A 21,382-nucleotide genomic window follows, 5' to 3' on the forward strand; every position below is an offset into this window, starting at 1 on the left:
GGGCCACCCGCACGGCCTCGCTGGCCGCCGCCGGACTGGGGTACACCCGCAGGGGCGCGCCGCCGGCCGCGCTGGCCGCGGCCGCGGCCGACACCAGGCGGGGCACGAGCTTGTAGCGCCCCAGCCAGGCCTGCGCGGGGCCGGCCCCGCCGCTGGGCGTCCGGCGCTGGGCCGAGCCGGCCACCACAATAGAGGAATCGGCCAATGCCTGCCAGTCCCACACGCTCACGCCGGCCATGCCCGCGATTTGAAACTCCTGCTCCTGCACCACGGCCCCGGTGGCGGGGTTGAGCGTGGTTAAGAACAGGTAGGGCGACACCCGTTCGTTGAAGCTAAGCACCTGCACGGCGCCCGAGGGCAACTGCCGCACCCGCGAGGTGCGCTGGGCCTGGCCCCGGCGGGCGGGCAGGCGCGTGGTCCAGCGCAGCTGCAGGGCCGTGTCGAAGCAGGCCACGTAGCCCCAGCGGCGCGTGACCGGCCAGTAGGATGAATCGGCCAGCCCGGCGAAGGCATACGTGGCCCCGCCGGCCAGGGCCAGCGTGTTGTTGAAGGTGCGCAGCACCTGGGCCTTGGCCTCGGGGGCGGCGCAGACGGGCAGCGTGGCTTGGCGCAGCAGGTAGCCGGCGGCGTCAGTTTCCACCAGCCAGGGGCGGTTGGTGTAGCCGTCGGGCACGCTGGGCAGCGCGTAGCTGGCAAACCCCGTGAGCAGGTAGCCACCGCGCCCCGTACGCATCACTTCGTTGGGGTAAGGATTGGCCCGCGTCGGGTAGCGGTAGGCCCGCGACCAGAGTACCACCCCTAGCGAGTCGGTGCGGGTCAGCGTGTACGAATCGGCGTCCACCGGAAAGGGCCCGGCCGGGTCGTAGCCGAAGCCCGTTATCGTGTAGCCGCCGTCGGCCTCCCGCAGGGCGCTACAGGGAGTGGTGCGGGCCTGGGCCACGGGCAGTACCTGCTTGCGTACCGACACGCCCGCCGCATTGAACCATTCCAGGAATGGCACGGACACGTCGGCGTTGTTGATTCGCAGGTTTTCGGTACCCACAAAGGAAAAGCCTGCCCCCCACGGCAGCAGCTCTTGCTCGCAGGTGGCCATGTTGCTGGCCCGGTGCTGCCAAGCCACCTGCCCGCCCGAGCCGTACGCCCCCAGGTACGCCGGCCAGCCCACGCCGCCCACGCCATCGCAGCCACCCGCTATATAGCGCCCTTGATGCGGCAGCAATCGAAGATACGCAGCCATATCAGCATCCGGCGCGAGAGGCGCCAGCGTTTCCCACACGGTTTGGGTGACCAGTTGCGCGTGTGCAGTTGCGCCGCCGAGCAGCGCCGCCAGCAGCAGGGCGGCGCGGCGGTAAGCTTGTAGGAACAGCATAAGAAGGCGTTATTGTACAGCCACCCGTTGCGTGTCTTGCACCACTCCCCCTATAATGAGTTGGCAACCATATGTGCCAGTTGGCAGGCGGGGTAGGACCACCGGTACTGGTTGGTCAACGGCGGTGTTGGTTGGCAACGCTATTACAGGCATTAAGGGGCGCTTCATAAGATTCAGGAAAAGGCTGTTAACGAATATAGCCCTTTAGCGCCGCCCCACGCGCCACTCCGCCGTCAGCTCAAAGTAGGGCAGCACGCGGCTGGTTTCGCGGGCCAAATCCAGGGCCGAGTAGCTGCTGCCCACGAAGGAGCCCCGGCCCACGGCGTAGGTCGAGAACGTTCGCAGCCATTGCAGCCACAGGCTGGCCGTGAGGTTGAAGCCGGCGGTGGCGTGGCGCTCCACCGCCACCTCGGGGCCGTGCTGCCGGGTGATGTTGTGCAGGTAGATGAGCTGCGGCGCCAGGTTGGGGGCGGTGGCTTCGGGCAGCAGGGCGGCGCGGCCGTAGTTGCGCTGCTCCAGCAGGCGGTAGCCCAGGCGCAGGCTGGTGCTGCCCCGGGGCCCCGCCCACCCCTGCCGCGCCCCAATGGAGAAGTCGTGCGTCACGCTGGTATCTAGGGGGCTTTCCCGAAACTGGTCCCAGTTGAGCTGGCCCACGCGGTTTTCGCGGCGCACGTAGTCGGCCAGCAGCAACAGGCGCGGCCGCAGCTGGTAGGTGAGGCCCTGGGTTTGCTCCAGCACGCGGCTGGCGCGGTTGCGGGCCTGCTCGGTGGGCTGGTCGCGCACCTGGTAGCTCACCCACAGGTGGTACTGCGAGCGGATGCTCCACTTGCCCGGCGCCCAGGTGAAGCCCGGCTCCCAGTGCAGCAGGTGGTCGGCGTAGTTTTCGGCGCTCAGCCCCGCCCGGATGAAGATGGTTTGGCGGTACTCGCCGGCCACGCCCAGCGTGGTGCGGAAGGCCCCGGCCCAGCGGCCCGTCCAGGTCAGGCGCAGCAGGTGCTGGGCTTCGTCGCGGGTTTGCTGGTTGTCCTTGCTGGGGGCGTCCACGCGCAGCAGCTGGGCGGTGCCCAGCAGGGCCAGCGCGTGCCGGGGCGTGGGCAGCCAGGTCAGGTTGCCCTGCCAGAGGGTGGTTTGCTCGGTGATGTCCTTCACCTGCTCGCGGGCCAGGGCCGTGGCCAGGCGCGGGGCGCTCAGGTTGCGGGAGTTGTCGAGGTAGTAGGCCCGGGTGCGCTCGCGGTAGTTGAAGGTGAGGCTGGCCTGCAGCTTGGGCCGGGCAAAGCGCAGCTCCTGCCGCGTGTCGATTTCGCGCTGCCGGTAGCCCACGTCCTGCAGCGTGTCGCTGCGCTCCTCCAGCCGCCGGTACCGAAAGGCGCGGGTGGGCAGCAGCACGCTGTTGTCGGAGCGCAGCGTGGCGTACTCGTTCACCCGGTAGGTGGCGCCCGCCTGGGCCAGCACCGTGTCACTCTGAATGCGCTGCACCGAGCCCAGCAGATAGTCCTCGGCGCGGTTGGTGCGGTAGCCCAGGCGGCCCTGCACCGTGAGCGGGGCGTCTTCCAGAAACGCCTGCTCGCCGGCGGCCTCGGCCACCAGCCGCTGCATGGTGCGCGGGCCCAGCCGCGAGCGGGTGCCCAGCACGCGCACGGCCAGCGGCGGCGCGGCCGTCCCGTTGAGAAAATACAGCGCCGCCGCGTCGAAGCCCAGGGCCACGCCGGCGTCGTCGCGGCCGTTGCGGCGGTCGGTGGCCAGGCCGCCCAGCACCGTGAGGTGCAGCTGCGAGAGCGAGTCGGCATTGCCCTCGGGGCGCAGGCGGCGCTGGTAGCCCAGGCGGCCCAGCCACAGGCCGGTGCGGGTGGCGTTGGCGCGGCTTTGGTCGTAGTGCAGCTGCTGGCCCACTTGCCAGTGGTTGGCGGCATCCAGGGTGAAGACGTGGGCCACGTCGGCGCCGTAGTCCTCGCGCACGAAGGGCGGCGTGCCGCGCGAGTCGTAAATCATGTCGGTGCCCACGCGGTAGCGCAACTGCTGGCGCGGGCCCAGCTGCAGGTAGCCGCGGGCGCCGGTGGTTTGCACGAAGGTGCTGACGCCCACCCGCCGGGCCCGCGCCAGCAAGAACAGGGCCGTGTCGGCCCCCGCCGGCCGCAAGCCGCTGAACACCGGCCCAAACGGCGTGGCGCCCACCAGCACCTGGGCCGCGGCGCGCGGGGCCGGCACTAGGAAAAATAATAAAATCAGCACCGCGGCCACGCACCGGTTCCGGGCCCGGTTGCCCGTCCCATTCGCCCCCTCACGCACCAAAAATCGTTGAATTGCCACGCCGCTGCGGTCCCCGAAATGCTGCCTCGCCGAACCGTTGGGGGAAGGTAATACATTCGCCGGGCAGGCCCGGCAAATCCTTTTTCCTTAGGTTAGCAGTGGGAAATAACTTCCCTGTTCCGTTGCAATTCCCGTTATTTGTCAAAACTACCGCTGTCGTTACTTTTTCATGCGTTCGCTACTATGAGTAATTATCTTATCAAAAACCTGCTACTGGCGGCGCCCGCGGCGCTGCTGCTCGCGGCGGCCCCGGCGGCGGCCCAGCACGTGCAATGGGCCGCCCGCCTCGTAGCGGTTTCGTCCTACAAAGCCGAAGGGAAAGACCCCTTCTCCCCCAACCAGGTGCTGGGCGTGCCCAACGCCCTGCCGCTGGGCCAAATCAGCAACGACGCCTGGATTCCGCGCAAGGAAGGGCCGAACGAGTTCATTGAAGTGCGGTTTGCGCGCTCCGTGGCCGCCCAGCAGGTCACCATCGTGGAGAACTTCAACCCCGGCTCCATCACCAAAGTAGAATTGGTAGATACCAAGGGCGAGCACCACGAGGTGTACGCCAACGAAAACCCCGGCCCCCTGCCCGAGGCCTTCCGCACACTGGAAATCCGCTTTCCGGCCGCCGACTACCGCACCTTGGGCGTGAAGGTGTACATGAACACCGCCAAGGTGGAGGGCGTGAACCAGATTGACGCCATCGGCATCGCCGACGTGGCTTCCACCATGGTGAAGCAGGCCTTCGACGCCCCCAAAGGCCCCGACGCCGTGAAGTCGACCCAGTTCGACTCGGCGCTGGTGAACCTGGGGCCCAACGTGAACACGCGCTACGTGGACACCCACCCCGTGATTTCGCCCGACGGCCGCACCCTCTACTTCGCCCGCCAGAGCATGCCCGAAAACGTGGGCGGCGGCCGCGACCCGCAGGACGTGTACTACTCCACGCTGGTGAGCGGCAAAAACAAAACCTGGAGCAAGGCCAAAAACATCGGCGGCCCCATCAACACCCCCGACGACCCCAACGGCCTGGCCTCGGTGTCGGCCAACGGCCAGAGCGCCATCGTCATCAACATCTACAACCGCGACGGCACCATCGACCCGCAGGGCTGCAGCGTGAGCAAGCGCACCCGCATGGGCTGGACGCAGCCCGTGAAGCAGGACATCAAGGACTTCGTGAACCTGGACAAGGAGCACGTCGACTTCTTCCTGGCCACCTCGGGCAAAGCCCTGCTCATGGCCGTGGAGCGCCCGGACGGCGCGGGCGGGCAGGACCTGTTCGTGAGCTTCCCGGTGCCCGAAACGCCCAACACCTGGACCAAGCCCAAGAGCCTGGGCCGCAACGTGAACACCGACAAGTCGGACTTCGCCCCCTTCCTGGCCGCCGATGAAAAGACGCTGTACTTCGCCAGCGAGGGCCGCGGCGGCTACGGCAAGTCGGACATCTTCTACACCAAGCGCCTCGACGACAGCTGGACCAACTGGAGCACCCCGCGCAACCTGGGCCCGGTGGTGAACTCGCCCGACTTCGATGCTTACTACACCATTTCGGCCGCCGGCCAGGACGCTTACCTGGTGTCGAAGCGCAACGGCATCGACAATTCGGCCGACATTTTCCGCATCTCGCTGGCGCCCGCCTTCCAGCCCGAAGTGGTGACGCTGGTGACCGGTCAGGTGCTGGACGTGAACACTAAAAAGCCCATCCGGGCCATCATTCACTACGAAAACCTGCTTACGGGCGAAGAAATCGGGGTGACCGAAACCGACCCGCGCGACGGCTCCTACACCATTGTGCTGCCCAGCGGCGTGCAGTACGGCATGCGCGCCGAAGCCAAAGGCTACATCGCCGAAAACGCCAACCTCGACGTGACGGCCAAGGACAAGTACTCCGAGCAGAAGCAGGACCTGTATTTGGTGCCCTTCGACGTGGGCCAGACGGTGAAGCTGAACAACATCTTCTTCCAGCAGAGCAAGTACTACCTCACCACCAGTTCCTACCCCGAGCTGGCCCGCCTCATCCGCGTGATGAAGGAGTACCCGACGGTGGAAATCAAGATTTCGGGCCACACCGACAACCAGGGCGACCCCGCCCTGAACCTCAAGCTAAGCCAGGACCGCGTGAACGAGGTGAAGAAATACCTCAGCAGCCACGGCATCAACAGCAGCCGCATCACCACCGAAGGCTTCGGCGGCACCAAGCCCATCGCCAGCAACGACCAGGAAGAAACCCGCGCCAGAAACCGCCGCGTGGAGTTCACGATTACGAAGAAGTAAAAGCCTTCGGGCAGGGCGGCCCTGTCATTGCGAGGGCACAGCCCGTGGCAATCTGCCCTGTAAGAACCAGACACTCTGAGATGTGAAAAGCCCCGGCTCTGGATGGAGCTGGGGCTTTTTAATTGAGTTCGTCACAGCTTTAAGGCTGGTCGCTGAGAAAGGACGGATTGCTTCGCTGCGCTCGCAATGACAGGCGGCCTCGTTAGCTCTGCCGCCCCTCTTCCCGGCCCGGCTTGATGCTGCCGCTTCCGCTGCCGCCCGGGTTGGCAATGGAATCGCGCATTTCGGTATCGGCCTGCACGTTGCGCATTTTGTAATAGTCCATCACGCCCAGGTTGCCGCTGCGGAAGGCTTCGGCAATGGCTTTCGGGATTTCGGCTTCAGCTTCTACCACGCGGGCTTTGGCGTCCTGGGTTTTGGCGCGGTTTTCCTGCTCCATGGCCACGGCCATGGCGCGGCGCTCTTCGGCGCGGGCCTCGGCTACGCGCAGGTCGGCGCTGGCCTGGTCGGTTTGCAGCTTGGCGCCGATGTTCTCGCCGATGTCGACGTCGGCAATGTCGATGGAGAGGATTTCGAAGGCGGTGCCGGCATCGAGGCCTTTGGCGAGCACCACTTTGGAAATCTTGTCGGGGTTTTCCAGCACTTCCTTGTGCGATTTCGACGAGCCGATGGTGCTCACGATGCCCTCGCCCACGCGCGCCAGAATGGTTTCTTCGCCGGCGCCGCCCACCAGCTGCGCGATGTTGGCCCGCACCGTGACGCGGGCGATGACGATGAGCTGAATGCCGTCCTGCGACACGGCGGCCACGCTCGGTGTGTTTATCACCTTGGGGTTCACGCTGGTGGTCACGGCCTCAAACACGTTGCGGCCCGCCAAATCAATGGCCGTGGCCTGCTTAAAGCTGAGCGGAATGTTGGCCTTGTCGGCCGAAATCAGGGCCTTGATGACGCTGGGCACGTTGCCACCGGCCAGGAAGTGCGTCTCCAAATCATTGGCCGTGAGCTGCAGGCCCGCCTTCGTGGAAGTAATCAGCGAGTTCACAATCAGCGAGGGCGGCACTTTGCGCACCCGCATAAACGCCAGTTGAAACAAGCTCACCCGCACGCCCGAGAAAATAGCCGTTACCCAGAGGCTAATCGGGAAGAAGTACAGGAACACCAGCAGCACAACGGCCGCTATTGCCAGGGGAAAGACGGGAAAATTCATGGCGTAAAGTAACGCCGAATTTCATACCGTCCCCTCTATTCATCAAGCCGCGGCCACCACAATGCGGTTATGCTCAATGCCGAGTACGCGCACTTCGCTGCCGCTGGCCACAAACTCGCCCCGCGTCACCACCTCGCGCCGGTCGGTGCCGAAGAGCACCGTGCCCGCCGGCCGCAGCGCCGACAGCGTGCGGCCCACTGTGCCGGGGGCCACATCGGGTCGCCGCACGTCCTGCACCGAAGCGTCGTTGACGCTGTTTAGGGCCACGCGGGCCAGGTTTTTGGGTCGCAGGCCCACGTACACTATCAGCCCGGCTACGGCTATCACGCCCGCCAGGGCGTAGTGGCCCACGGGCGTGCCCAGGTCGCGGTAGCCCAGCCACACGCCCACCGCCAGCAGCGCAAAGCCCACGATGCCCACGATGGTGGTACCGGGAATGAAAATGACTTCGGCCGCCACGAAAAGCAGGCCGAACAGCAACAGCAGCGCAATGGTGAGCCAGGGCATAGCAAGCAGGCAAAAGGTGATGCCTAAAGATACGCGGCCCGCCGCCGAAAGGTACCAGCGCCCGCGGCCTACCGCTTGGCTTTGGCCGGGGGCGCCGCTTCCACGAAAGCATTCAGGCGGCCTTCGGAGCTGTCGAGGCCCACGATGTCGAGCAAATCCTGGTAGTAGGCGGCCACGTGCTGCCGGTCTTCGGGCAGGCGGGCCAGCGGCGCCAGCTTGGCCAGGCCCGCGTCGAGGCTGGCGTAGTAGGCTTCTTTGGTAGGCGTCCCCTTGGTAATGGCCACAAACTCGGTGGTCGATTGCACCAGAACCTTATTGAACTGAGGCCGGGATTCGGCCGGAATATCGGCCGCGCGGCGGCCCGTCACCAAAGCGTCCTGGGTTTTTTTGAGCATCTTTTCCAACTGGTTGGCCGCCTTTGCGGGCACCGCGAGGCCGGCAGTAGCCTGAGCAGATGCCGAACCGGCCGTAAGCAGAAAGAGGAAGAGCAGAACCTTGTTCATAGCAATTATGGGTGAACGAAAAGAGGGCTGCGTAATCACGCAGCCCTCTTTTTCGACAAATATAATTACTTATTTAAATATAAAGCCCTGATGTTCGCAGGTTTCTCTACAAACCTTAGTATGCCCGGGCAAAGTAGGCCCGGCGGGCGCTGGGCTGGCCCGTCACCATGCACACGCCTTCCTCGTCGGGCTCGGCCAAGGCCAGGCAGCGCACGGTGGCTTTGGTTTCTTCCTTGATGCGCTCCTCGGTTTCGGAAGTGCCGTCGTAGTGGGCCAGCAGGAAGCCGGGCTCTTCGTCGAGCAGGCGCTTGAACTCGTCGTAGCTGTCCACGCGGGTGGTGTGGGTGTCGCGGAATTTCTTCGCCTTGTTGTAGATGTTGGTTTGAATGTCGGTCAGCAGCTGGTCGACGCTGGCCACGATGTCGGCCAGCGGCAGGCTCATTTTTTCCTTGGTGTCGCGGCGGGCCACTTCCACGGTGCCGGCGTCGAGGTCGCGCGCGCCGATGGCCAGGCGCACGGGCACACCTTTCATCTCCCACTCGGCAAACTTGAAGCCGGGGCGCTCGGTGTCGCGGCTGTCCACCTTCACGGCAATGCCGCGCGCGATGAGGCCTTGCTGGATGGGCCGGATGCGCTCCAGCAGCGCGTCGAGCTCGCCGGTTTTGTAGATGGGTACGATGACCACCTGAATGGGCGCCAGCTTGGGTGGCAACACGAGGCCTTCGTCGTCGGAGTGGGCCATCACGAGGGCGCCCATCAGGCGAGTGCTCACGCCCCAGCTGGTGCCCCACACGTGCTCCAGGCCGCCTTCCTTGTTGGCAAACTGCACGTCGAAGGCCTTGGCAAAGTTCTGGCCCAGGAAGTGGCTGGTGCCGGCCTGCAGGGCCTTGCCGTCCTGCATCAGCGCCTCGATGCAATAGGTGTCTTCGGCGCCGGCAAACCGCTCGTTGGGCGTTTTCACGCCTTTCACCACGGGAAGGGCCATGTGCTCCTCGGCAAACTCGGCGTACACGTCGAGCATCTGGCGGGTTTCGGCCACAGCTTCTTCGGCGGTGGCGTGGGCGGTGTGGCCTTCCTGCCACAGAAACTCGGCGGTGCGCAGAAACAGGCGCGTGCGCATTTCCCAGCGCACCACGTTGGCCCACTGGTTGATGAGCAGCGGCAGGTCGCGGTAGCTCTGAATCCAGTTTTTGTAGGTACTCCAGATGATGGCCTCCGAGGTGGGGCGCACCACCAGCTCTTCTTCCAGCTTGGCGTTGGGGTCCACGCGCAGCTTACCGGGGCGGTCGGGGTCGGTTTGGAGGCGGTAGTGCGTCACCACGGCGCACTCTTTGGCGAAGCCTTCGGCGTTTTTCTCCTCGGCCTCAAACAGGCTTTTGGGCACGAAGAGCGGGAAATAGGCGTTTTCGTGGCCAGTGCGCTTGAACATGTCGTCGAGCTGGCGCTGCATTTTCTCCCAAATGGCGTAGCCGTAGGGCTTGATGACCATGCAACCGCGCACGGCCGAATTCTCGGCCAGGCCAGCGCGCTTCACTAACTCATTGTACCAAAGCGAGTAATCTTCTTGGCGGGTAGGCAACTTTTTGCTCATGGAAGGCATCTTAGGGGTAATTGAAAAAGTTCCCAACTCTGGTACAAGATTTGAATTGACCAAGCGGCACCGTTTCGATGCCAAATTACGTTACTAATGCGTGGACCTCGAAGGGCATGCGCTCAGGCCCTAAGCCGGCAAGTCCTAGTCGGTATAACATTGCCTTATATCTCTGCCGGTTAACGGTTCATCGAGTATCGCCACCTTTTGCACCCAGTCCGTCGTTTGCGTTGTTACTTTACCGTACGCTGTCCCACTCTCTCAAGCCCGTCGTCATGAAAAACCTACTCACCGCTTTGTTGCCCGCCATGGCCCTGCTCGCGCTGGGTGGTTGCGCGAGCACCTCGGCCATTGCCACGTCGGAAGACGACGGGGTGTATTATTCCTCCAAGGACCGCACCACCGCGGTGGTGAGTGCCTCCCCCGCCCCGGCCAGCACCGACGAGGCCGCCAACCCCGACTACAATGGCAGTTCCCAGCCGAAAGCGGCGGCGCGCCAGGGCAGCGGCTCCACCCAGTATTACGACAACACCTACACCTACATGCAGGGCGTACCCAGCTACGGCCCCGGCCTGGCTTACTACACGCCCTACAGCCCCTACACCAGCCTGAGCTACGGCTGGGGCGGCGGGGCCTGCGGCTACTCGCCCTACGCCTACGGGTTTGCCGACCCGTTTTACAGCCCGGTATATAGCCCCTTCTACAGTCCGTACTACGGCTACGGCTCGGGCCTGAGCATCTCGTTCGGGTTTGGGCGCCCGTGGGGGTATGGCAGCTACTACGGCCGGCCCTACGGCTATGGCTACGCTTACGGCGGCTATGGCGGATTCTACGACCCCTACTACTATGGCGGTCCGTTCTACGGCGGCTATTATGGCCGCGGCGGCTACTACGGCAGCAGCTATTATGGCGGCAACTACGGCTACAGCAATGGCTACTATGGCAACGACGGCGGCAACGGCCGCGGCCGCACCTCGGGCCACCGCAACGACCGTAGCTCCGACGGCCGCGTTTCCTCGGGCGGCCGGGTAGCGGGCAGCGGCGGGGGCACCAGCGCCCCATCCGGCGGAGGCCGGGTGCGCGACGAGCTTCGCCCGCAGCAGTTGCCGGCCTCGCCGTCGGCGCCGGGCGTGCTCGATGCCGGCCGCACCCGCACCGAAGTGGTGACGTCGGCCCCCGGCTCAGAGGTCGCCCCGGCTGCTGAGGGCCGCTTCAACCGCCCGCGCAGCCTTGACAACCGCGAGCAGGCCCAATCCCGCGGCCTCGACCAGCTGCCCACCGGCCGCCAGCCCTTGGACTCTAATCCGGGCCAGGGCCAGATAACCCGCGAAAATACCCGTGGCCGCTGGCGCAACACCGAGGCCGCTACGCAAATGGACGCGGGGCAGCCCGCCGCTTCGCAGCCGCAGGAAAGCCAGCGCCGCCGCGGCGGGTTCTTCCAGAGCATGCCGGCGCCCCAGCCCAATACGGGCGGCGACCAGGCGGTGACGGAGCAGCCGCAGCGCCGCCAGCAGCGCACGTTTGAGCAGCCCCAGCAGCGCAGCTACGAACAGCCCCAGCGCACGTTTGAGCAGCCTCAACAGCGCAGCTATGAGGCTCCCCAACGGTCGTATGAAGCACCGCAGCGCTCGTACAGCCAGCCGTCGTACTCGGCCCCGTCGAACGGCGGAGGTGGCGGTGGCGGGGGCGGTGGCCACAGCCGTGGCCGCGCCGACTAGATTTTCCGCCTAAGGTTTCTGCAAAATATTTTCCAAGCGAGCCGGCCACACGGCCGGCTCCTTTTCTTCCCACCCCATGAAAAAACGGATATTATGGCTTAGCCTGGCCCTCGTAGCAGGGCAGGCCGGCCACGCCTTTGCCCAAGGCGCCAGCGATGCCCTGCGCTATTCCCGCCTGCAATTTGGCGGCCCGGCCCGCACCCAAGGCATTGGGGGGGCCAACGTGGCGCTGGGCGCCGACTTTGGCAACCTCACCAGTAACCCCGCCGGGCTGGGGCTGTTCCAGAAGTCGGAGCTGCACATCACGCCCGGCCTCGGCCTGGGCACGGGCAGCGCCCGCATCGAAGGCAACTCGGCGGCGGCAGTGAGCGAGGACAAGAACAGCTTTCACATCGCCAGCGCGGGGCTGGTGCTGGCCTCCCGCCGCCCCGACGAAGACCAGAGCACCAACTGGCGCGGTGGGGCCTTTGCGCTGGGCTTTAGCCGCCTGGCCGATTTCAATATCGCCTCGCGCTACGAGGGCACCCTAAACGCCCGCACCATTGGCGGCGTCAATTACTCAGCCGACGACCTCTCCTACCTGGCGTCGTTGCGCGGCACGGCAGGGTTGGACTATTACCGCAACATTCGGGCGCAGGGTAAGTCTGGCGATTACAATACGGTTGACTACGGCCTGGACGGGCTGGCTTACGGAGCTTACCTGAGCAATGTTGACCGGATACGGATTCCGGGCGGCACCATCAACGATTCTACTACCAATATTACCACGCGCACCCGCCGCGGGCCCATCGGGCAGTCAGAATTCATTACCCGCAAGGGCTCGGTGTCGCAGTTCGACCTGGGCTACGGCGCCAGCTACCGCGACCGGCTTTACCTGGGCTTGGGCATCGGAATCGTGAGTTCGAACTACACCGTCACCCGGGACTTCAGCGAAACGGAAACCGACCCCACCACCCACCTGAGCAACTACACGCTGCACGACGTGCAAAAAACCACCGGCACCGGCATCAATGCCCGCATTGGGGCCATTTACCGGGCCACGGATGCTTTCCGCATTGGCGCTTCCATTCAGACGCCAACGTACATACGCCTGAATGACACCTACAACGCCAGCATCACCACCACGTTCAGCGCCCAGGGCAACGATGCTGTGCCGGCTTCCTTGCCAATTGGCACCTCGTCGGTAGATGCCCTGCCCAACGACTACGCCTACGCCCTGACTACTCCCTTCCGGGCCAATGCCGGGGCCGTGTTCACCCTGGGCAAGCACGGTTTTGTGAGCGGCGACGTGGAATACGTGGGCTACGGCCAGGCCCGCCTGCACAGCAACCCGGACGATGCCAACGGCGACAATTACCCGTTTACGTCGCAGAACCGCGACATCCAGTCGCTCTACAAAAACACGGTGAACATGCGCGTGGGCGCCGAGGGCCGGTTTGATGTGTTCCGCGTGCGGCTGGGCTATGCCTACTACGGCGACCCGTATCAGGCTGATACTAACGCCGAACGCGCCCAGAACTTCTACACGGCCGGCCTGGGCCTGCGCCAGAACAACTTCTTCCTCGACGTGGCCAGCGTGTACACCACCTTCAACCAAACCTATACGCCCTACGACCTGGGCGGCCTGGAGCCTCTCATTAAGGTCGACAACTCCCGCTTCACCACCAGCATCACGGCGGGCGTCACTTTCTAAAACAGCAAGCTGAATTTCACAAAAAAGCCGCTCCTGTTACCAGGAGCGGCTTTTTTGTATGCATTGGCGGCCTCACGGGGCCTTCTCTACTTTCACGGTGCAGGCCAGCGTGGGCGAGGTGCCCAGCAACAGGTCGCGCACCAGCAGCAAGCCGGTATAGGTATCGTTGGCGTCTTTGACCTGAAAGGCGATGACCTGGTTTTTGGCCAGCGGGCCGGTGTTGGTTTTCAGGGCGAAGTCGGTTCCGCGGGCGAAAGCAGTGTCGAGGGCCGCGGTGGTGGCGGTGTTGGCGAAGTCGGTTTCGTTGAGGCGGGTGCTTCTCAGCACGGTGCTGCGGCGGTCGGGCCAGCGGGCGGCGTTCAGGTTGAGTTCGCGGGTGTCGTCGGGCGAGCTCAGGCTGACGCTGGTGCCGTTGGCGCTCAGGGCCACCAGGTCCACCAGGGTTTGGTTGGCTTGCACGGAGGCCTCGCGGTTCAGCACCGCAAACTTGGGCAGCAGCAGCCCCGTGCGCAGGTTGAGGAAGACGCGGTTGCGGGCGCGAAGGTCGTCGGCCCCCGTGCGGGTGCCGGGCACGGGGCGCAGCACGGCGGTGTAGCGGTGGTACACAAGGGACGAATCGGGCTGGCGCACCGTGAGGCGGTAGGCCCGGCTGGCCGACTCTTGCTTGTTGTCGGTAACGGTGTATTGCCAGAGCTCGGTGCCGGAGGTGGTACGCGTCGAAAACGAGTTATTGAACAGGTACTCGCCCCCGCGGGGCGAGTTGCCGACATATATCGGCCTTATCAGCGAATCGAGGTACACGATTTCCTGCGCGTCGGGCGCATTGTCGGGGTTGAAGCTGGAAAGGGGCGTGGGGTAGGCAATGGGCTTGAGGCCGGGCGAATAGGTGACCACAATGCGCAGGCGCCGGAGCGAGTCGTCGTTGCCTACGGCGTAGAGGCGGGACGTCAGCGTGTCGCCGGGGTTCACCGTGCGGCTGCCCGAGGTGAGCCCGGTGGCCCCGATTAAATCGAGCTGCACGGGGGTGCTGGTTTTGGAGCAGGCGCCCAGCAGCACGGGCAGGCAAAGCAGAAGCAGGCGAAATCGCATGGCGCAAAGGTAACGGGAGCGTGTGGGTGCTGCGGGCAGCTAGTACCTTTAACGTTCGATTCCCTCCCTTATTTCGCTCACGATTTTTCCCGATATGCGTTTACGCTTTTTTGTTCTGGCCGCGCTGTTGGCCGCCAACGGGCCGGCCCTGCTGCCGGGCCTGACCCCCACCGCCGTGCGGGCGCAGCAAAAGCTGCCCCTCACCCTGGAAGACATCTGGGCCAAGCCCACGTTTCGCGCGGCCAGCGTGCCGGGCTTCAACTGGATGAACGACGGCCGCTACTACTCGGCCCTGGACGGCGGCAGCCTGGTGCAGCACGAAGTGACCACCGGCAAAGCCGTGCAAACCCTGGTGGCCGCCACCGAGCTGCAGCTGCCCGGCGCCGCCAAGCCGCTGGCCGTGGACGGCTACACCTTCAACGCCAACGAGCAGAAAATCCTGTTCACCACCGCCACCGAGCCCATTTACCGCCACAGCAGCCGGTCGGTGTACTACGTGTTCGACCGCGGCACCAAGAAACTCACGCCCCTGAGCACCGGCAAGCAGGGCTACGCCACCTTCTCGCCCAACGGCCTGCGCGTGGCCTTCACCCGCGACAACAACGTGTTTGTGACCGACCTGGCCACGATGAAGGAAACCGCCGTGACTACCAACGGCGTGAAAAACAACCTCATCAACGGCTCCACCGATTGGGTGTACGAGGAGGAGTTTGGCTTTGCGCAGGGCTTTTTCTGGTCGCCGGACAGCAAGCAGATTGCCTTCTACACCTTCGACGAAAGCCAGGTGCCGGAGTACGACATGCAGAAGTGGGGCAACCTATACCCCGAGGAATACCGCTTTAAATACCCGAAAGCCGGCGAGAAAAACTCGGTGGTGAGCGTGAGCAGCTACGACGTGGCCAGCGGCAAAACGACCAAGATGGACGTGGGCCCCGAGCCCGACCAGTACATCCCGCGCGTGATGTGGACGCAGGTGCCCAACACCCTCAGCATTCAGCGGCTGAACCGCCTGCAGAACAAGCTCGAAATCCTGCACGGCGACGTGAGCACCGGCAAAACCCGCGTGGCCCTGACCGATACGAACCCGGCCTACGTGGAAATCAACGACGACCTGCGCTACCTGGCCGGCGGCAAGCAGTTCGTGTTCACCAGCGAGAAGGACGGCTACCAGCACCTCTACCTGCACGACATGAGCGGCAAGCAGGTGCGCCAAATCACGAAAGGCGACTGGGAAATCTCGGCCATCAACGGCTTCGACGCCAAAACCGGCAACATCTATTTCACCAGCACCGAGGGCTCGGCCCTGCAGCGCCACCTCTACCGCATCAACCTGAGCGGCAAGGGCAAGCAGCGCATCAGCGAGGCCGGCAACGGCACCGACGTGGTGAACATGAGCCCCGACACCAAGTACTTCCTCAACACGCATTCCTCGGCGGGCGTGCCGTCGGTGGTGAGCCTGCGCGAAGGCAGCACCGGCAAGCTGGTGAAAACCCTGGAAGACAACGCCAAGCTCAAGCAAACCCTGGCGCAGTACGACCTCGGCAAGTTTGAGTTCTTTACCTTCAAAACCTCCGAAGGCATTGAGCTGAACGGCTGGATGATTAAGCCCAGCAACTTCGACCCCGCCAAGAAATACCCCGTGCTGATGCACGTGTACGGCGGCCCCAGCTTCGGCGCCAGCAGCACCCAGACCGTGCTCGACAACGTGGGCGGCGGCACCGCTCTCACCAACTACCTCTGGCACCACCTGCTGGCCGAGCAGGGCTACATCGTGGTTTCGGTGGAAGGCCGGGGCTCCTCTGGGCGCGGCGCGGCTTTCCGCAAAGCCACCTACGCCAACCTGGGCAAGCTCGAAACCATCGACCAGGGCGAGGGCGCCAAGTACCTCGGCGGCCTGCCCTACGTCGACAAGGCGCGCATCGGCATCTGGGGCTGGAGCTACGGCGGCTACATGACCGCGCTGGCCATGACCAAAAACGCTGACCTCTTCAAGATGGGCATCTCCGTGGCCCCGGTCACGAACTGGCGCTACTACGACTCGGTGTACACCGAGCGCTACCTCAAAAAGCCCCAGGACAACCCCAGCGGCTACGACGACAACTCCCCCGTGCAGTTTGCCCAGAACCTGAAAGGCAAGCTCCTGCTCGTGCACGGTACCGGCGACGACAACGTGCACTTTCAGAATTCCATCGCCTTTGTCGATGCCCTCATCAAAGCCAACAAGGACTACCAGACGCTGTATTACCCCAACCGCAACCACGGCATCAGCGGCGGCAACACCCGCCTGCACCTCTATCGCCAGATGACCAATTTCGTGCTGCAGAATTTGTAAGGCGGCGCTGGCAACAAGTCGTGGATTACCGCCGGCAAGCCACGGAGCATCGTCGGCAAGTCGTGGAAGGCTTCCCGCAAATGCTGAGGCATCGTCGGCAAGCGCTGGAACGTCGCCCGCAAATGCTAGAACACCGCCGGCAAGTGCTGCAAAGGCAGTCGTAGACGCTGCTGCGCCGTTGTGCAGGGGCGTTCCGCCCGCGCTGAGCCGCCCCGAACGTTGAGGCAACAAAAAAGGGCACCCGGCCGGGCGCCCTTTTTCGTGACATTAAAAACCGGAATTAATAGGGCTTGGCGTCGTGCGCAATGGCTTCGGCTTCAGCCACCGCATCGGAGCCTTTGGCTTCGTTGTACTGGTTGCCGCCCTGGGCCGTCTGGCCGTTGCGAGCAGCTTCCAGGCCCTCAGCCAGTCGGCGGCCCCAGTCGGCGTCGCAGTTGGTGCAGAGCTCCACCATCTTGTCGCTCACCGTGCGGTTGGCGGTGGCCAGGGCGCCCACCATGTTGCTGATGAGGTCGTCGCGTTCCCAGTCTTCGTGCAGGCGGTAGCGCTCCCCGGCTTGCTTGAAGTTGTTCTGGCGGTCGATGGTTTGGCGAATCAGGCGGCCGGTGTACTCGGGCATGTGGTCGGGCGCCGTGCGGGGCGCCTCCTTCAGGCCGTTCAGCGAGCTGGGCTCGTAGTTGATGTGGTTGTTCTGGCCGGGGGCCGAGTCCACGTGGTAGGCCATCTGGCCGTCGCGCTGGTTGGTGGCCACGTGCTTTTTGGGCGCGTTGATGGGCAGTTGCAAGTAGTTGGTGCCCACGCGGTAGCGCTGCGTATCGGAATACGAGAACGTGCGGCCCTGCAGCATCTTGTCGTCCGAGAAATCGAGGCCGTCCACCAGCACGCCGGTGCCAAACGCCGACTGCTCCACTTCGGCGAAGTAGTTTTCGGGGTTCTTGTTCAGCGTCATCATGCCCACGGGCAGGAAGGGGAACTGGTCTTCGGGCCAGATTTTGGTGTCGTCGAGCGGGTCGAAGTCCAGCTCGGGGTGCTCGCCGTCGCTCATAATCTGCACGCACAGCTCCCATTTGGGGAAATTGCCCTTCTCGATGTTTTCGAACAGGTCCTGCGTGGCATGGTTGAAGTTCTTGGCCTGAATGGCTTCGGCTTCGCTGGCGGTCAGGTTTTTAATGCCTTGCTGCGGCTCCCAGTGGTACTTCACCAGCACGGCTTCGCCCTGCGCGTTCACCCATTTGTAGGTGTTCACGCCCGAGCCCTGCATCTGGCGGTAGTTGGCCGGAATGCCCCAGGGCGAAAACAGGAAGCTCACCATGTGCATGGCTTCCGGCGTGTTCGCGATGAAGTCGAAGATGCGCTCGCCGGTCTGGCGGTTGTGCACCGGGTCGGGCTTTTGCGAGTGAATGAGGTCCGGAAACTTCATGGCGTCGCGGATGAAGAACACCTTCAGGTTATTGCCCACCAAGTCCCAGTTGCCGTCTTCAGTATAGAATTTCACCGCGAAGCCGCGCGGGTCGCGCAGGGTTTCGGGCGAGTGGCCGCCGTGGCCCACCGTGCTGAAGCGCACAAACACCGGCGTCTGCTTGCCCTTTGTGTTGAACAGCTTGGCGCGGGTGTACTTCTCAATGGGCTCGTCGCCCACTTTGCCGTAGGCTTCGAACACGCCGTGGGCGCCGGCGCCGCGGGCGTGCACCACGCGCTCGGGCACGCGCTCCCGGTCGAAGTGGCTGATTTTTTCAATGAACTGGTAGTTCTCCAGCGTGGCCGGGCCGCGGTTGCCCACGGTGCGGGTGTTCTGGTTGTTGGTGAGGGGGTGGCCCTGGCGGGTGGTGAGGGTCTGGGCGTTTTCGCCGGCGGCCATGCGGCCGTCCTGCGAGGTGCCGGCCCCGTTCACCGCCGTGCCCGTGCCGTCGCCTGTTGTGGGGTTTTGTTCGTCACTCATGGAAGAGATAAGTTGGGATGGTGGAAAGAATAAGTGCTTTTGCTGCGCAAATAACGCCAAACCGGGGGCAGGCGTTCGATAGATTTTGCTTATACACGCATTAGCTCAAGCCTTCCGCAAGGCCCGCCCAGGCAGCGTAAAGCAGCACCTATTGCCAGGCTGAGCCACTGGCTATCTGACACTTTGCACTCGGCCACCGTGTCCGGTACCGGGTGCCAAAACGCCAGACTGCCCGCCGGACTTTAGGCGGCCCGGACGGCGTTTTTTAAACAGTCCGGCCGCTGCGCCGTTGGCTTGGTGAGCTTGCCCTAACCAGCGCTTAGCCCTTTTACCACCCGTGCTTTCCCGAACATATCGGCCTGCACCCTTACTTCGCTAAACCCGTGCTGCGTGAGCAGGTCGGCGGTTTCGGAGCCCAATGCTTCGTTGATTTCGAAGTAAATGGCACCGCCCGGCCGTAGCAGCACCCGGCCGATTTCAGCCAAGCGGCGGTAAAACAGCAGCGGGTCTTCATCGGGCACAAACAGCGCCGTGGCCGGCTCCCAAGCCAGCACGTTTTCGCGCATGTCGGTTCGCTCGCTTTCGCGCACGTAGGGCGGGTTGCTCACCAGCACATCAAGGGTGGCCGCGGACAGGCCCACCGGCAGTGCCTGCAGAATGTCGACCTGCTGAAAAACCACACCCGGCGCGTAGCGGGCGGCGTTGCGGCGGGCCACGGCCAGGGCTTCGGCGGAAATGTCGACGGCCAGCACCTCGGCCGCGGGCAGCACGCGGGCCAGCGCCAGGGCCAGGCAGCCGGAGCCGGTGCCCACATCCAGCACCAGCCGGCCGGGCACGGTGCCCTGCTCGCGTTCGATTACGCGCACCAGCTCTTCGGTTTCGGGGCGCGGAATGAGCGTGGCCGGCGTCACGTCCAGCTCCATGCCCGCAAAGTAGGCCGTGCCCAGCACGTACTGCACCGGCTCGTGGGCCAGTAGGCGGGCCTGCAAGGCGGGCAGCTGTGCCAGCACACTGGGCTGTACCGGCCGGGAAGCGGCCATCATGAAGTGCAGTCCATCGAGGTGAAGCAGGTGCTTGAGCACCATGCGGGCAATGGCGTCGGCTTCCGGCTCGGGGTAAACGGCGGTGAGCGCAGCGGTCAGGGAAGCGGTGGCGTCGCGTAAATTCATCGCGGCAAAGGTAGGCCGCGGGCCTAGCCACGCCCCCGTTCCTACCTTCGCCCCCATGAAAACCGACGACGTTTCCTGCATGAGCCGCGCGCTTCAACTGGCCCACCTCGGCACCGGGTACGCCCGACCTAACCCCCTGGTGGGCTGCGTGGTGACGCACCAGGGCCGCATCATCGGCGAGGGCTGGCACAAGCAATACGGTGGCCCGCATGCTGAAGTAAACGCCTTGGCCGCCGTGGCCGACCCGGAATTGCTGAAGCAAGCCCGCGTGTACGTGACGCTGGAACCCTGCGCCCACCACGGCAAAACCCCGCCCTGCGCCGACCTGCTCATTGCCAAAGGCGTGCCCGAAGTGGTGGTGTGCAACGAAGACCCCTTCCCGCTGGTGGACGGGCGTGGCCTGGAGAAGCTGCGCGCCGCCGGCATTAAGGTAGAAACTGGCCTGCTGGCCGAAGAAGGCCGCTGGCTCAACCGCCGCTTCTTCACTTTCCACGAGAAGAAACGGCCCTACCTGGTGCTGAAATGGGCCGAAACCGCCGACGGCTTTCTGGCCGGGCGCTATTTCCAGACGGTGCAAATCAGCGGCCCGCAGGCCGGCCTGCTCACCCACCAGTGGCGCGCCGAGGAAGCGGCCATCCTGGTGGGCACGCGCACGGCGCTGCACGACAACCCGCGCCTGAACGTGCGCGACTGGCCCGGCCCCCAGCCCACGCGCGTCGTCATCGACAAAAACCTCAGCCTGCCGCCTGCTCACAACTTGCTCGACGGCTCGCAACCGACCCTCATTTACACTTACCGCCAGCCCTACCACACCGCCAACCTCGACCTGGTGACGTTATCGGAAGCCGACGACCTGATTCCGCAGCTGCTGGCCGACCTCTACCGGCGGCAGGTGCAGTCGGTGCTGGTGGAAGGCGGCCCCACGGTGCTGAATGCGCTGCTCCAGGCCGGTTTGTGGGACGAAATCCGCGTGTTTCGCTCGCCCACCAAGCTGGGGCAGGGCATTGCCGCGCCGCGCATCGGGTTCAGTGGCCTGCGCGAGCGCACAAACGTTGGGCCCGATGAGTTGTTCTGGTACGTGAACGAGTAGCGCGGACTTTCAGTCCGTGAGTTCGCCATTCATTTTTATCCCCTGTCTTGTCAATTCGCGGACTAAAAGTCCGCGCTACCCCATGGCCGAAACCCTTGCCCTCGACACCACGCTCACCAAAGCCGAGCAATACCGGCAACTGCTGCCCCAAATCGAAGCCCTCACCACCGGCGAGCCCGACCTCACCGCCAACCTGGCCAACACGGCCGCGGCCTTGCACCAGGCATTCGGGTTTTTCTGGGTGGGGTTTTACCTCGTGAAAGGCGATGAGCTGGTGCTGGGTCCGTTTCAGGGGCCCATTGCCTGCACCCGCATCCGGCACGGCAAGGGCGTGTGCGGCGCCAGCTGGGCCCGGGCCGCCACCATCCTCGTGCCCGATGTGGAAGCCTTCCCCGGCCACATTGCCTGCAGCTCGGAGTCAAAATCCGAAATCGTGGTGCCCATTTTCAAAGACGGGCAGGTTGTGGCTGTTTTGGATGTCGACAGCGACCAACTCAACGATTTCGACCCCGACGACCAAACCGCCCTGGAGCAGCTGATGCAGCTGGCGGCGCAGTGGTTTGTCTGAACCGCAGATTGGTCGGATTACGCGGATTTTGTGGGTAATAA

At 64.3% G+C, this 21,382-nt stretch carries 15 protein-coding genes; 6 read left to right on the forward strand and 9 right to left on the reverse strand.

Annotated features, from left to right (window positions below):
• Window positions 1–1,369: hypothetical protein (locus I2H31_RS17230; RefSeq protein ID WP_196294297.1), on the reverse strand; the 1,369-nt coding region annotated here is incomplete at its 3' end.
• Between the two features lie 204 nt (window positions 1,370–1,573).
• A complete protein-coding gene (locus I2H31_RS17235; protein ID WP_196294298.1) occupies window positions 1,574–3,574 on the reverse strand; it encodes a hypothetical protein in 2,001 nt (666 codons plus the stop codon).
• A gap of 285 nt (window positions 3,575–3,859) precedes the next feature.
• Between I2H31_RS17235 and I2H31_RS17240 the strand changes: the two genes are divergently transcribed.
• A complete protein-coding gene (locus tag I2H31_RS17240) occupies window positions 3,860–5,935 on the forward strand; it encodes an OmpA family protein (protein WP_196294299.1) in 2,076 nt (691 codons plus the stop codon).
• 202 nt (window positions 5,936–6,137) lie between these two features.
• Here the strand turns inward: I2H31_RS17240 and floA are convergent, their stop codons facing one another.
• The 4 genes from floA to proS form a co-directional block, all read right to left on the reverse strand.
• Window positions 6,138–7,142: a flotillin-like protein FloA gene (gene floA / locus I2H31_RS17245; RefSeq protein WP_196294300.1), complete on the reverse strand. Its 1,005-nt coding sequence runs from the start codon at window positions 7,140–7,142 to the stop codon at window positions 6,138–6,140.
• Between the two features lie 42 nt (window positions 7,143–7,184).
• Window positions 7,185–7,649, reverse strand: a complete 465-nt coding sequence (locus I2H31_RS17250) for an NfeD family protein (protein WP_196294301.1) — start codon at window positions 7,647–7,649, stop codon at window positions 7,185–7,187.
• 68 nt (window positions 7,650–7,717) lie between these two features.
• On the reverse strand, window positions 7,718–8,152 hold the full coding sequence (locus tag I2H31_RS17255; protein WP_196294302.1) for a DUF4844 domain-containing protein: 435 nt from the start codon (window positions 8,150–8,152) through the stop codon (window positions 7,718–7,720).
• Window positions 8,153–8,267: 115 nt separating this feature from the next.
• Window positions 8,268–9,743: a proline--tRNA ligase gene (gene proS / locus I2H31_RS17260; RefSeq protein WP_196294303.1), complete on the reverse strand. Its 1,476-nt coding sequence runs from the start codon at window positions 9,741–9,743 to the stop codon at window positions 8,268–8,270.
• A 275-nt stretch (window positions 9,744–10,018) separates the two neighbouring features.
• Between proS and I2H31_RS17265 the strand changes: the two genes are divergently transcribed.
• Window positions 10,019–11,461: a hypothetical protein gene (locus tag I2H31_RS17265; RefSeq protein WP_196294304.1), complete on the forward strand. Its 1,443-nt coding sequence runs from the start codon at window positions 10,019–10,021 to the stop codon at window positions 11,459–11,461.
• Window positions 11,462–11,537: 76 nt separating this feature from the next.
• Complete coding sequence (locus I2H31_RS17270; RefSeq protein WP_196294305.1) at window positions 11,538–13,154, forward strand: OmpP1/FadL family transporter; 1,617 nt, start codon at window positions 11,538–11,540, stop codon at window positions 13,152–13,154.
• Between the two features lie 72 nt (window positions 13,155–13,226).
• Here the strand turns inward: I2H31_RS17270 and I2H31_RS17275 are convergent, their stop codons facing one another.
• On the reverse strand, window positions 13,227–14,243 hold the full coding sequence (locus I2H31_RS17275; RefSeq protein WP_196294306.1) for a hypothetical protein: 1,017 nt from the start codon (window positions 14,241–14,243) through the stop codon (window positions 13,227–13,229).
• A 94-nt stretch (window positions 14,244–14,337) separates the two neighbouring features.
• Here I2H31_RS17275 and I2H31_RS17280 point away from each other — a divergent pair, with 94 nt between their 5' ends.
• Window positions 14,338–16,575, forward strand: a complete 2,238-nt coding sequence (locus tag I2H31_RS17280) for a S9 family peptidase (RefSeq protein ID WP_196294307.1) — start codon at window positions 14,338–14,340, stop codon at window positions 16,573–16,575.
• 280 nt (window positions 16,576–16,855) lie between these two features.
• Here I2H31_RS17280 and I2H31_RS17285 read toward each other — a convergent pair whose 3' ends face one another.
• Window positions 16,856–18,514, reverse strand: coding sequence for a catalase (locus I2H31_RS17285; RefSeq protein ID WP_196294308.1), 1,659 nt, complete (start codon window positions 18,512–18,514; stop codon window positions 16,856–16,858).
• A gap of 308 nt (window positions 18,515–18,822) precedes the next feature.
• The gene (prmC, locus tag I2H31_RS17290; RefSeq protein WP_196294309.1) at window positions 18,823–19,683 is read right to left on the reverse strand and encodes a peptide chain release factor N(5)-glutamine methyltransferase; all 861 of its coding nucleotides are present in this window, start codon (window positions 19,681–19,683) and stop codon (window positions 18,823–18,825) included.
• 55 nt (window positions 19,684–19,738) lie between these two features.
• Between prmC and ribD the strand changes: the two genes are divergently transcribed.
• A complete protein-coding gene (gene ribD, locus I2H31_RS17295) occupies window positions 19,739–20,773 on the forward strand; it encodes a bifunctional diaminohydroxyphosphoribosylaminopyrimidine deaminase/5-amino-6-(5-phosphoribosylamino)uracil reductase RibD (protein WP_196294310.1) in 1,035 nt (344 codons plus the stop codon).
• 82 nt (window positions 20,774–20,855) lie between these two features.
• Window positions 20,856–21,341, forward strand: a complete 486-nt coding sequence (locus tag I2H31_RS17300; RefSeq protein WP_196294311.1) for a GAF domain-containing protein — start codon at window positions 20,856–20,858, stop codon at window positions 21,339–21,341.
• Window positions 21,342–21,382 lie beyond the last annotated feature (41 nt).

This window comes from Hymenobacter ruricola (assembly GCF_015694525.1).
Classification (GTDB): domain Bacteria; phylum Bacteroidota; class Bacteroidia; order Cytophagales; family Hymenobacteraceae; genus Hymenobacter; species Hymenobacter ruricola.